The 13,470-nt window shown below is 37.7% G+C and carries 13 protein-coding genes; 4 read left to right on the plus strand and 9 right to left on the minus strand.

Annotated elements, in window-relative coordinates:
• Positions 1 to 10 precede the first annotated feature (10 nt).
• Both fbaA and accD read left to right on the plus strand, forming a co-directional pair.
• Positions 11 to 1,078: a class II fructose-bisphosphate aldolase gene (gene fbaA, locus HC176_RS11725; protein WP_167918522.1), complete on the plus strand. Its 1,068-nt coding sequence runs from the start codon at positions 11 to 13 to the stop codon at positions 1,076 to 1,078.
• A 267-nt stretch (positions 1,079 to 1,345) separates the two neighbouring features.
• A complete protein-coding gene (gene accD / locus HC176_RS11730) occupies positions 1,346 to 2,203 on the plus strand; it encodes an acetyl-CoA carboxylase, carboxyltransferase subunit beta (protein ID WP_167918524.1) in 858 nt (285 codons plus the stop codon).
• A gap of 32 nt (positions 2,204 to 2,235) precedes the next feature.
• Here accD and HC176_RS11735 read toward each other — a convergent pair whose 3' ends face one another.
• Positions 2,236 to 3,336: a sensor histidine kinase gene (locus tag HC176_RS11735; protein ID WP_167918526.1), complete on the minus strand. Its 1,101-nt coding sequence runs from the start codon at positions 3,334 to 3,336 to the stop codon at positions 2,236 to 2,238.
• Between the two features lie 137 nt (positions 3,337 to 3,473).
• On the opposite strand from HC176_RS11735, the gene rpsO reads away from it, so the two are divergent.
• Positions 3,474 to 3,743, plus strand: coding sequence for a 30S ribosomal protein S15 (rpsO, locus tag HC176_RS11740; protein WP_167918527.1), 270 nt, complete (start codon positions 3,474 to 3,476; stop codon positions 3,741 to 3,743).
• 286 nt (positions 3,744 to 4,029) lie between these two features.
• Positions 4,030 to 6,267, plus strand: coding sequence for a polyribonucleotide nucleotidyltransferase (locus tag HC176_RS11745; RefSeq protein WP_167918529.1), 2,238 nt, complete (start codon positions 4,030 to 4,032; stop codon positions 6,265 to 6,267).
• Positions 6,268 to 6,345: 78 nt separating this feature from the next.
• Here HC176_RS11745 and rpe read toward each other — a convergent pair whose 3' ends face one another.
• The 8 genes from rpe to proB form a co-directional block, all read right to left on the minus strand.
• Positions 6,346 to 7,008, minus strand: coding sequence for a ribulose-phosphate 3-epimerase (gene rpe / locus HC176_RS11750; RefSeq protein ID WP_167918531.1), 663 nt, complete (start codon positions 7,006 to 7,008; stop codon positions 6,346 to 6,348).
• Entirely contained in the window at positions 6,998 to 7,420 is a 423-nt protein-coding gene (locus tag HC176_RS11755) for a BLUF domain-containing protein (RefSeq protein WP_167918533.1), read from the minus strand. Before HC176_RS11755 ends, rpe begins: the two co-directional genes overlap by 11 nt.
• A 65-nt stretch (positions 7,421 to 7,485) precedes the next feature.
• The gene (locus HC176_RS11760; RefSeq protein ID WP_167918535.1) at positions 7,486 to 7,896 is read right to left on the minus strand and encodes a BLUF domain-containing protein; all 411 of its coding nucleotides are present in this window, start codon (positions 7,894 to 7,896) and stop codon (positions 7,486 to 7,488) included.
• A gap of 90 nt (positions 7,897 to 7,986) precedes the next feature.
• Positions 7,987 to 9,717, minus strand: coding sequence for a T9SS type A sorting domain-containing protein (locus tag HC176_RS11765; RefSeq protein WP_167918537.1), 1,731 nt, complete (start codon positions 9,715 to 9,717; stop codon positions 7,987 to 7,989).
• Positions 9,718 to 9,960: 243 nt separating this feature from the next.
• A complete protein-coding gene (locus HC176_RS11770; RefSeq protein WP_027137161.1) occupies positions 9,961 to 10,824 on the minus strand; it encodes a sigma-70 family RNA polymerase sigma factor in 864 nt (287 codons plus the stop codon).
• A 169-nt stretch (positions 10,825 to 10,993) separates the two neighbouring features.
• Entirely contained in the window at positions 10,994 to 11,368 is a 375-nt protein-coding gene (locus HC176_RS11775) for a hypothetical protein (protein WP_167918539.1), read from the minus strand.
• 111 nt (positions 11,369 to 11,479) lie between these two features.
• Positions 11,480 to 12,679: a glutamate-5-semialdehyde dehydrogenase gene (locus HC176_RS11780; protein WP_167918541.1), complete on the minus strand. Its 1,200-nt coding sequence runs from the start codon at positions 12,677 to 12,679 to the stop codon at positions 11,480 to 11,482.
• 11 nt (positions 12,680 to 12,690) lie between these two features.
• The gene (gene proB / locus HC176_RS11785; RefSeq protein ID WP_167918543.1) at positions 12,691 to 13,470 is read right to left on the minus strand and encodes a glutamate 5-kinase; all 780 of its coding nucleotides are present in this window, start codon (positions 13,468 to 13,470) and stop codon (positions 12,691 to 12,693) included.

Consider the following 13,470-nt stretch of genomic DNA (forward strand, 5'->3'; position numbering starts at 1 on the left):
AACAGAAAATATGGGACACAATATAAAGCCAGGTGTTGCCACAGGCGATGAAGTACAAGCAATATTTAACCACGCAAAAGCCAACAGTTATGCTTTGCCAGCGGTTAATGTTATTGGGTCGGACACTATTAATGGTGTTTTGGAAACCGCACGAGATTTAAACGCCCCTGTAATTATTCAATTTTCAAACGGAGGCGCTCAATTCAATGCCGGGAAAGGTCTAAGTAACGACGGGCAAAAAGCTGCTATTGCTGGTGCTATTGCCGGTGCAAAACATGTACACACAATGGCCGAAGCATATGGTGTTCCCGTTATTCTGCACACAGACCACTGTGCAAAAAAACTATTGCCTTGGATTGACGGTTTGCTAGATGCCAGTGAAAAGCATTTTGAAGACACTGGAAAGCCACTTTTCAGTTCGCACATGATCGATCTTTCGGAAGAGCCTATTGAAGAAAACATCGAAATCTGCAAACAATACCTTGAGCGCATGAGTAAAATGGGTATGACTTTAGAAATTGAACTTGGTATTACCGGTGGTGAGGAAGATGGTGTTGACAATACCGATGTTGACGATTCTAAACTTTACACCCAGCCAGAAGAAGTTGCCTATGCTTACGAAGAACTTAGCAAAGTGAGCCCGCGTTTTACCGTTGCCGCTGCCTTTGGTAACGTTCACGGGGTTTACAAACCAGGAAACGTAAAACTAACTCCAAAAATTTTAAAGAATTCGCAAGAATACATTTCTGAAAAATATGGAGTAGAGCACAACCATATTGATTTTGTATTCCATGGCGGATCAGGTTCTTCGGTTGAAGAAATTCGCGAAGGTATTAGCTACGGTGTAATTAAAATGAACATCGATACCGATTTGCAATATGCGTTTATGAGCGGTATTAGAGATTATATGGGCGAAAAAGCCGAGTATTTAAAAGCTCAAATTGGAAACCCTGACGGTGACGATGTACCTAACAAAAAATACTACGACCCACGTGTTTGGTTACGCGAAGGTGAAAAAACTTTTGTTGAGCGTTTGAAAAAAGCGTTTGAAGACTTAAACAACGTAAACACTTTATAATAGCGTTTATACTTACAAAAAAAGACCTCGTTATTCGAGGTCTTTTTTTTGGCTATAAAACTCAAACACAATTATTTATCCTCAACCTTCTACCAAAGTTACAAACAAAACTATTCTAGTTTTATCTCAAAATTAAAAAAAGACTTAATTTTGTACCTAGGCTTTGTGCGTTACCTCCAAATAGTATAAAGGTTACAGCGGTCGCTTTTCGATAATCAGTTGCTACTGAAAATCGTAAATTCAAAATTCAAAAAATCGTAAATCATTATGTCTTGGTTTAAAAGAAAAACAAAAGGAATAACAACAACTACAGAGGAAAAAAAGGACACCCCGAAAGGGCTTTGGTACAAATCGCCCACTGGAAAAATAGTTGATGCCGAAGAGCTTGAAAAAAACTTTTATGTTAGCCCAGAAGACGGCTACCATGTTAGGATTGGCAGTAAAGAATACTTTGAAATTCTTTTTGACGACAATAAATTTAAAGAAATGGATACCAATTTAGAGTCTAAAGACCCGCTAAAGTTCGAAGACACTAAAAAATACCCTGAGCGATTAAAAGCGGCTCAGGAAAAAACCCAATTAAAAGACGCCATTAGAACAGCCGTTGGAAAATCTAAAGGCAAAGATTTAGTGGTAGCGTGTATGGATTTTGCTTTTATTGGTGGCTCTATGGGTAGCGTTGTTGGGGAAAAAATTGCCCGTGCAGCCGATTATGCTTTAAAGAAGAAAATTCCTTTAATGGTCATTTCTAAATCTGGAGGTGCCAGAATGATGGAGGCGGCATTTTCGTTAATGCAGCTAGCAAAAACTTCGGTAAAATTAGCTCAATTGGCCGATGCCGGAATACCATATATTTCACTATGTACCGACCCTACCACCGGAGGTACTACAGCATCCTTTGCAATGTTGGGAGACATTAATATTAGTGAACCCGGTGCTTTAATCGGTTTTGCTGGCCCAAGAATTGTAAGGGACACAACTGGTAAGGATTTGCCTGAAGGGTTCCAAACTTCAGAGTTTTTATTAGAACATGGTTTCTTGGATTTTATAACCCTGAGAAAAGACCTAAAAGATAAAGTAAACCAGTATTTAGATTTAATACTGAATCAGCCTTTACGACCTTAAAAAAAATGCCCTTAAAAATTAAGGGCATTTTTTTATCCTTTTTTGAAGTACACCATAAATTTGGAGCCTTTGTTCGGTTTACTTTTTACTTTTATCTTTCCACCAAGGGCTTCCACCTGATTTTTGGTGATAAACAACCCTACTCCTGTAGAATCTGCATGTTTATGGAACGTTTGATAGAGCATAAACATTTTGTTTCCGTGCTTTTTCAAATCGATTCCCAATCCGTTATCCTTAACACTCAAAATAACACGCTTATCTTCTATCTTGCTCTTTAATACAATTTTACATTTTCTGGAGTACTCCCTATACTTTATGGCATTGGTAAGCAAATTAAGAATAATACTATCTAAATACGCTTCAATCCCAACAACCATCAAGTCTTCAGCAATAAGATTTTCAATTTCGCAATTATTATTTTTAGCCATTGACGATACATTATAAATGGCGTTTACCGCATACTCATGTAAATTGAGAGACTTAAGTTCCGATTTATCGTATTTTGAAAATTTGGCTATTTCGGTAAGGTGGTCTACGGTATCTTGCAGGTTTTGTACGGCCTGCTTTAACACTAAAAAACTTTCATTAGCTTTAGTTTCCGGAATTTCCTCTTCAACAAAACCAGCTAGGTTATTTAGGTTTCCGGCGTGTGTTTTTAGATTGTGGGTTATAATTCTGGAAAAGTTTAATAGCCTTTCATTTTGTTCCTTAACCATGTTGGCAATAATATCTTTTTCTACTTCCTTTTGCTTTCTTTTGGTAATATCTTGTACTTGAGAAATGAAATATTTAGGTTTTCCTTTATCATCCCTAACCAGAGACACAGAAAGCTGCCCCCAAACCAAATTTCCCGATTTGGTAAAATATCGCTTCTGCATTTTATAATTTTTTATTTCACCCTTTAACAGTTGGCTAATCTTTCTAAAATCGAGAGCTATATCTTCTTTGTGGGTAATATCTTGAAAAGTAAGTTTTTGTAATTCTTCTTGCTTATATCCTAAAATATCGCACAAACTTTTGCTCACCAATAGCCATTTTCCATCCAACCCTACAATGGCTATACCATGATATGCATTATTAAAGATGTCTGGAAGCAAGTTGACATCTAAAGCATCGGCAATAATCCTCTCCATGTTTGCGAAAAATTTTACGTTAATTTACTGAAAACTTTACAGAAAAAGAAATATTGTGCAATGATAAAATTTACCTATCTTTGCCGCTCGAAAGAAAGACTTTCGTGTACATAACAATCATTTACAATAATATTAGCATGTATTTATCAAAAGAAGCAAAAGAAAACATCTTCGAAAAGCACGGTAAAGGAAAAAACGATACTGGTAGCGCCGAAGGACAAATTGCGTTGTTTACACACCGCATTAACCACTTAACTGAGCACTTAAAAAACAATCGTAAAGATTTTAACACCGAGCGTTCGTTGGTTAAATTAGTAGGTAAGCGTCGTGCTTTACTAGATTACTTAACTAAGAAAGATATCTTAAGATATCGTGCCATAGTAAAAGAATTAGGATTAAGAAAATAATAAAAAGAGGCTTTTACAGCCTCTTTTTTGTTTTTATATTTACACATAGTTACAATGTCATTACGAAGAATGTAACTAGCCTGCGTTAATCGCAGTTAAAACGTGGCAAAATTTTCCATTTAAGGAAATGCCACAGCAAATTAAAAATTTGCTTCGCAATGACACAAAATAGAAGAAGCTCATTACAGTTTTTCATTGGTCATCACACAACACTACACACAACAACACACCGACCATTGTTTAACATGGCTTAAGTGCGATTAACACTTAGGTTAAAAAGAAAATTATGAAACCACAAGTTTTTAAAGAGGTCATAGACCTTGGTGACGGCAGAGAAATTTCTATCGAAACCGGAAAATTAGCAAAACAGGCGCATGGTAGCGTTGTTGTGCAATCTGGAAACTGTATGCTATTATGTACGGTAGTTTCCAATTACAAGTCGGCCGATGTTGACTTTTTACCTTTAACCGTAGATTATCGTGAAAAATTCGCTGCAGCAGGGCGTTACCCTGGCGGATTCTTCAAAAGAGAAGCTAGGCCTAGCGACGGCGAGGTGTTAACTATGCGTTTAGTTGACCGTGTTTTACGTCCGTTATTCCCAAAAGATTACCACAGCGAAACACAGGTAATGATTCAATTGATGTCTCACGACGAAAACGTGATGCCAGATGCGATGGCTGGTTTGGCTGCTTCTGCCGCTATCCAATTATCCGATTTTCCATTTGAATGCCCAATTTCAGAAGTAAGAGTTGGTCGTGTAAATGGTGAATTCATCATCAATCCATCTTTAGCTCAATTAGAAGAAAGTGACATCGATATGGTTATTGGTGCCAGCGCAGATTCAGTAATGATGGTTGAAGGTGAAATGGATGAAATTTCAGAAGAAGAAATGACCGAAGCCATCAAATTTGCCCACGAAGCCATTAAAGTGCAGTGCGAAGCGCAAATTAGATTAGCTGAAGCCTTCGGAAAAAAAGAAACCCGTGAATACGAGCCAGAAGTTGAAGATGAAGATTTGGCTAAAAAGATTCACGATTTGGCTTACGATAAAGTGTATGCCGTAGCAAAAGCAGGTTCTTCAAAACACGAAAGAGGTGCTGCATTTGCAGAAATTAAAGAAGAAATTGTAGCTTCTTTTTCTGAAGAAGAGCAAGAAGAATTAGGTGGTCTAATATCTAAATACTACAGTAAAGCCGAGAAAAACGCAGTTCGCGATTTAACCTTAAACGAAGGTTTACGTTTAGATGGACGTAAAACTACCGACATCCGCCCTATTTGGTGCGAGGTTGATTATTTGCCATCAACACATGGTTCTTCAATCTTTACACGTGGTGAAACCCAAGCATTAGCTACGGTTACTTTGGGAACTTCAAGAGAGGCTAACCAAATTGATATGCCATCGTTTGAGGGTGAAGAACGTTTTTATTTACACTACAACTTCCCTCCTTTTTCAACCGGTGAAGCCCGTCCAATCCGAGGAACTTCGCGTCGTGAAGTAGGACATGGAAACTTGGCCCAACGTGCCCTTAAAGGTATGGTTCCTAATGATTGCCCTTACACCGTACGTGTTGTTTCCGAGATCTTAGAATCTAATGGATCATCTTCTATGGCAACAGTTTGTGCTGGAACAATGGCCATGATGGATGCTGGTGTTCAACTTAAAAAACCAGTTTCTGGAATTGCTATGGGATTGATTACCGATACCGAAACTGGCAAGTACGCCGTGTTATCTGATATTTTAGGTGATGAAGATCACTTAGGCGACATGGACTTTAAAGTAACTGGTACTGCAGACGGAATTACAGCCTGCCAAATGGATATTAAGGTGAAAGGATTATCATACGAAATTCTTGTGAACGCCTTAAAACAAGCTCGCGATGGCCGTTTACATATCTTAGATAAAATTACCGAAACCATTTCAGAACCAAATGCCGACGTTAAGTCGCATGCTCCAAAAATGGTTACCCGCGTGATTCCTAACGAATTTATCGGTGCCTTAATTGGACCTGGCGGAAAAGTGATTCAAGAATTACAAAAAGAAACCAATACCACTATCGTTATTAACGAAGACCCTGTTACAGAAGAAGGTATTGTTGAAATTTTGGGAACAGGACAAGATGGTATCGATGCTGTTTTAGCCAAAATTGACTCCTTGATGTTTAAACCTGAAGTTGGTAGCGTTTATGAAGTAAAAGTGATTAAAATGCTTGATTTTGGTGCAGTGGTTGAATACACCGAAGCTCCAGGAAACGAAGTGTTATTACACGTAAGTGAATTGGCTTGGGAACGTACTGAAAACGTAAGCGATGTGGTAAACATGGGCGATGTTTTCGATGTAAAATACTTTGGTGTCGACCCAAAAACCCGTAAGGAAAAAGTGTCGCGTAAAGCTATTTTACCAAAGCCAGAAGGTTGGCAACCACGTCCACCAAGAGACAATAAAGGTGGCAGTCGCGACAACCGAGGCAGAGACAATCGTAACCGCGATAACCGCAAACCTCGAAGCAACAATAGAGAGGATTAATTCTCATTAATCTTTAGTCATAAAAAAAGCCCGTTTCAATTTTTGAAACGGGCTTTTTTTTAGGTTTTTAAAGTAACATTAAGTATTCACTATCGCCTTTAAGTTTTTAATAGTTTCTAATTGATCATTACTTTTAAACACATAACTACCTGCCACTAAAACATCGGCACCCGCATCCACTAGCTGTTTGGCATTTTTATTGGTTACACCGCCGTCTATTTCAATTATGGTTTTAGCGCCTTTTCGTTCAATAAGTGCTTTTAGTTGTTTTACTTTTTCATAGGTGTTTTCAATAAAACTTTGTCCGCCAAAGCCCGGATTCACACTCATTATCAATACCAAATCGATGTCGTTAATGGTATCTTCCAGTAAACTCACATTGGTGTGCGGATTCAACGAAACCCCTGCCTTCATGCCTTCTGCTTTTATGGCCTGAATGGTTCTGTGCAAGTGCGGACACGCTTCGTAATGTACGGTAAGTACGTCGCTGCCTAAGTCGGCAAAAGTTTTTATATATCTATCGGGATCCACAATCATAAGGTGCACATCCAAAGTTTTTTTGGCATGCTTTTGAATTGCTTGTAATACGGGCATTCCGAAGGAAATATTCGGAACAAAAACACCGTCCATAATATCAATATGAAACCAATCGGCATCACTTTGGTTTACCATTTCTATGTCGCGCTGTAAATTGGCGAAATCGGCAGCCAAAAGTGAAGGGGCTATAAGTTTAGAGGCCATTATTATATTTTAAAAAATTTTCAGTGAGCAAAAGTAATTCATTTATTTCAGGAATGTTAGCATTTTTTAACCATTCTAGGTAGATTTTTAATTTATTCACATCCACCCTTTTTTTAACAATGGCAAAATCTCCACCATAGTACTCCGCGAAAATTTTATCTTTTATGGGTTTATCAATAAGCTTGATAAGTCCGTTATGTCTATTATCTTTCTTTATTTTTGAAAACAACTCATCGACAGCATTTGGCTCTCCTTCCAGTATTTGATAAAAGTGATTGTCTAATAAAATACACAAGCCAGTAATGGCTCTTTTATTATTTTGATGGACCGAAAAATCCATTAAGTCATCTATTTCCCCTTTATTAAGGCTAGGCTTAATATTACTCAAATAACAAATGGCCTTATACTTCATAACGCGAGTTTCTGTGTAAAAAATAAATTTAATAAATTAATTACTACAAAGTAAATGTAAATTACTTATTCGTCTGACAATAGAAGGTCTTCTATCATTTGTAAAAAAGTAGCACTGTGTTCGGCTTCTGCGCCTTCCAGTTTTATAAGGTAGTTTTGTAAATCGTAGAGTGAGTTTACATCTTGAATTATTCTATAGCCTGTTTCAAAATTATTGAAACTTAGCTGCCCAACGGTTGTGTTCAACAACTCTACGATATTTGAATGCCGAGAGTCGTTTTTTATTTTCTCGTAAAGAACATCCAGCCTATTGGATTCCCCTTCAAGGATTTGAAAAAATACCGTTTCCTTTTTTATTAAAACGCCGGTTATTTTTAGGCTGTTATTATTATTCTGGGTTTCTTGAAACAATGCTTCTGTATCGAGTATGCTCAAGCCCGGTTTTACTTTGCTTTTATAGCAGATAGTTTTTAACATGCGAGGGTACGTGTATTTTACCAAAGATATACTAAAAAAATAAACCCCCGGTAATCAGCCGGGGGTTCTTTCATCAATCAAATTCTAAACTTAATTTACAATAATTTTTTTAGTCCTAAGGTTATTGCCGGTGCTTTGTATTTTTACAATATAAATTCCCGATGATAAATCAGATAAATCAAAATTATTTTCACTTTCATTTGTCGAAGTTCTAAAACATCTTTTGCCAATAATAGAATAAATCTCAACATTTGTTTTTGATTTAAGCCCTTTAATAAACAACGACTTAGCCTTGGTATAAATTTGAATGTTGTCTAGTTCAGCATCAATTTCATCAATACCTAGTGCTGCATCTTCAATAGTTACATCAAATGTTGATGAATTTTGACAAGTACCATTCGTGATATATGTTACGGTATATGTGTTTGGTGTAGATGCCGACAAATCTATGATTCCAGTTGAAGTATTGATGCTTAACCCCGCTGCAGAACTAAACGCACCACCAATCTCTCCAGTAATTGTAGGTGTAGGATCTGTATCATCTGTGTCGTACGTTGACATTGAGTAGCTAAAACTAGCATCGTCCAAAGCGTTGATCGTCACATCAAACGTCGATGAGTTCGGGCATGTTCCCGCCGTTGTGTAAGTTACCGTATATGTGTTCGGTGTTGAAGCCGATACATCAATAGTGCCGTTACTGGCAATGCTCAATCCTGCTGTAGAACTAAATGTTCCACCGGTTAATCCTGTAATGGTTGGTGTTGGGTCGCTACCATCTTGACAATATGCAGATGCACCATAGCTAAAACCAGCATCGTCAGGAGCATTAATGGTAACACTTACATTTGATGAACTCGGACATGTTCCTGCAGTTGTGTAAGTTACCGTATATGTGTTCGGTGTTGAAGCCGATACATCGATAGTACCGTTACTGGCAATGCTCAATCCTGCTGTAGAACTAAATGTTCCACCGGTTGTTCCTGTAATTGTTGGAGACGGATCACTAGCGTTTTGACAATATGATGACGAACCATAACTAAAACTTGCATCATCTAAAGCGGTTACATTTACTGTTGTGGTTCCACATGAACCTGGTGTTGTACACCCTCCTTCTCCTCTTACATAATACGTTGTACTTGGAGACGAAGGTGTTACCACCAATGATGATGTTGATGTTCTTCCTACTTCTGTGCCACCACAACTACCAGTATACACCACCCATTCTGTAGCATCATTTAAACTTCCTGTAATATTTAATGTTGTTGTACTGCCATTACATACCGTTGTTGGTGTATGCGAAACTGTTGGCACGTCTGGTTCTGTACAAGCTGCTCCTAAGGTTATATTATCAAAAGCAAAAGGGGATGTGCCTCCGCCAGAATTAGTTACTGTAAACGATGTAACTCCAAACCAATTAACCGCAACATCGGTATTACTTGTAGCAGGTATTGTTTCTGTTACAGCAGAATTACTCCCACCCGTAGGCGTAAAAACCCAAGTTGCATCACCACCACTATTGGTTGCCGTGAATGAGAAAACATTAGCAATATTAACCGCTGTGTTAAAAGTGAAGGTCATACTAGTAGAACTTATTGATTGAGAATAAACAACTATACCAGTTGAACCATCTAAACCGCCACCATTTACAGCATCAACATCGCCTTGTGAAGAGGTTGCTGTTACGGTTATACCATCTACTGTTTGAGTTACACTTGCTCCATTATCTGTAGCTGTTTCCCAATTAAAAACAGTTTGGCCCCGTGAAGTTTTGTGCAAGAGTAAAAAAAACATTATGCAACATAATAGGGTAATTTTTTTCATAAATAGAAAGATTAAAATTAAAAAAAAAATAGATTAAAGGTAAATTTGTTCGCTAAAATACATAAATATTTTAGTTTGGATTATAAAATCTATTTTTTTTAGCCTAGAGATAAGTGATTTTTAAATCGGGAATAAAAAAATAAACCCCCGGTAATCAGCCGGGGGTTCTTTCATCAATCAAAAAACGAACAGTTATGTGTGTAACTGTTGTTACTGTAATTTAGTCGTCATTTCTGTATGAAACTATCCTAAATAGGTTTTTAATATTTTACTTCTAGACGTGTGTTTTAATCTACGAATAGCTTTTTCTTTTATTTGTCTAACACGCTCGCGAGTTAAATCGAACGTTTCACCAATTTCTTCAAGCGTCATTGGGTGTTGGTTGCCTAAACCAAAGTATAAACGAATAACGTCTGCTTCACGAGGGGTTAGTGTTTCAAGAGCGCGTTCAATCTCTGTACGCAACGACTCGTGCAACAACTCCTTGTCTGGGTTTGGCGATTCTCCCGAGTTTAATACATCATAAAGGTTAGAATCTTCACCTTCAACCAATGGCGCATCCATACTCACGTGACGCCCTGAATTTTTCATCGATTCCTTTACGTCGTTAATGGTCATATCCAATTCTTTGGCAATCTCTTCAGCAGAAGGCGGACGCTCATGGCTTTGCTCTAAAAAAGCAAAAGTTTTGTTGATTTTATTAATCGAACCAATCTTGTTCAAAGGTAAACGTACAATACGCGATTGCTCGGCCAATGCTTGAAGAATAGATTGACGAATCCACCAAACGGCATACGAAATGAATTTAAAACCTCGAGTTTCATCAAAACGTTGCGCCGCCTTAATTAACCCCAAGTTACCTTCGTTAATTAAATCGGGCAATGTTAAACCTTGGTTTTGGTACTGCTTAGCCACCGATACTACGAAACGTAAGTTCGCTTTGGTTAGCTTCTCTAAAGCCACTTGATCTCCAGCCTTGATGCGCTGTGCCAATTCAACTTCCTCATCTGCGGTAATCAAATCAACCTTTCCAATTTCTTGCAGATATTTGTCTAACGAAGCGGTTTCTCTATTGGTAACCTGCTTCGTAATTTTAAGTTGTCTCATTTAATTCTCCTGTTATTTAATGCGTGAATAAAAAGGGCATTTAATAGTTATACGTACAAACTAAAATAAATGTTACAAAAAACTCACATTTTTTTATTCATGCTTTAGAAACACAAATACCAAAAAGGTCACATGTGAAAGAATTAAAAAGAAAATAGAATGCCGCAGCCTAAATCTTAATTAGCTTTTTATCGCTAAGATTTATGGCTTCAAGCATATCTTGCGAAAATTTATAATGTCCGCGTTTGGTAATCAATTTAAAACGATGCGATTTTAGGTTGCTCAATGTGTTTAAAAACAACCATTTTGATTTAAGTAATTTGGGTTTTTCGGATTTAAGGCTGATATCGAAATAATATTTACGGCCTTCTTTAGTCGCTACAACATCTGGGGTTATGGAGATATCGCTTCCCGCTTTGGTGTAAGATTTTGGGCTTTCGTAGCCTTCAAAATCGGCTTTGATATTTTCAAAACCGTGATTTTCCAAATAAGCGATAGAGTCTTCTAAAACGTCTGAGTATTTTTCTTTGTCTGTGTAAACCATAACAATTAATCTAATAAAAATCTCGAAAAAAACAACTATTCTTGACGATTTAACGTTTTTTTAATAAACAGAACCGCCTGATAAACAAGTGGTTCTGTGTTGTTTTACATACTATACCCTTACATGGCCATCACCAAAAACGTAGTATTTATTAGTTACCAATTGCTTTAATCCTAATGGACCGCGGTGATGCAATTTATCGGTACTAATGGCCAACTCGGCACCAACGCCCATTTGTCCGCCATCAGTAAATCGTGTTGAAGCGTTGTGGTAAACGGCTGCGCTATCTACCTGCTCCATAAACAGGGTTGCCTTATCTTTGTCTTCAGTTAAAATGGCTGCAGAATGCCCTCCGGAATATTTATTTATTTTTTCAATAGCTTCATCTAATGAGCTTACTTCGGCCAACAATATTTTTAATGCCAAAAACTCCTCGTACCAAGTGTCTTCATCTGGAATTTGGTTTTCATCGGTTAAGGTTTTTGCGATGTTTCCATCAACCAAAATATTAACATTAACACTTTTTAAAACCTCCTGAAGCTCTTTTAATTTAGCCTCGTAATTCGGGATGTTTTTATTGATTAAAACTTTATCTAAAGCATTACAACCCGAAATTTTATGGGTTTTGGCGTTAACCAAAACTTTGATGGTTTTTTCCCAATCGGCATCTTCAGATACGTATAAAAAGTTGTTCCCACGCCCACTTACCAATACGGCACAACTGGCGTGATCTTTTACGAATTTGATAAGACGCTCACCACCACGTGGTACAATCAAATCTAAAGGCTCTGTTGGATTTCTTAAAAATTCTTGGGTTTCCTCGCGCTGAAGATGCAACAGCCTAATCCATTCTTTAGAAAGGCCATTTTCTTCTAAGGCTTCATGCCAACATTTCTCTAAAATCAAGTTACTATTAATCGCTTCTTTTCCGCCTTTTAACAAAATTTTATTATTGGCCTTAAAAGCTAGTACAGCCGCCTCGATGGTTACATCGGGCCTAGATTCATAAATGATTAAAATCGTTCCGAACGGTGCTGTTTTATTGGTTATTTTCAAACCACTATCTAAAGTAACGTTAGAAATTTCCTTTCCAACCGGGTCGTCCTGCGCCTTAACTTCTTTAATGGCCTGGATCATGCCATCTACTTTAGCTTCGTTTACTACCAATCGGTCGTAAAGTGCTTGATCGTCTCGGTTAAAAGCATCCAAATCCTTTTGGTTAGCTTTTATAATATTGTTGCGCTCTCGATCTATAATATCAATCATAGATTGGAGTACCTTATTTTTTATGTCTGAACTTAAAAGTTTCATCTGGTTATTTTTTAGTGTATAAATTTAGTACCTATTTCTTTATCATCAATAATATCTACGATAACATTTTCACGTTTTCCGTTTGCGATATAGGTTGGGATGTCTTTTTTCGCGGTACCTTTTGCTATTTTAATTTTTGAAGCCATGCCTCCTCGGCCTTCACCTTCTTTTTTATTGGAAGCCTGAACGTATTTTTCAACGTTTTCATCTCCTTTAACTTCATGTAGCTTTTCAGAATCTTCATCGTCTGGATGGCCGGTATATAAACCGTCGGTATCCGACAATATAATCAATCTATCGGCATCAATCAATTCGGCAACCAAACTGGCCAACTCGTCGTTATCTGAAAACATCGACATGGTTAACGATACGGCATCGTCCTCATTTGCAATAGGAATTACACCTTCGGACAATAAACCTTCGTAACAATTAATCATATTTTCGCGGTGCAAACCAGGGTCGAAATCACGTTTTGTGGCCAACACTTGGGCACATTGCATTCCATAATCATGGAAAATATTGTAGTAATAGCGCATCAATCGGGGCTGACCAACAGATGAATATACCTGCCTGCGTATTGATTTATCGGTTATTTTGGTTGACCCCAAAACTTCGCGACCGGCAATGGCCGAACCTGATGACACCAATACCACCATAATGCCGCGTTCGTAAAGCACAAAAATTTGCCTTACCAACTCGCGTAATACAGGACCTAAAATACGGTTATCGCGGTTGGTTAGTACATTGGTCCCTACCTTAACCACCACTCTTTTAATATCGTCGTCTGCCAT

This window comes from Tamlana crocina (assembly GCF_012037625.1).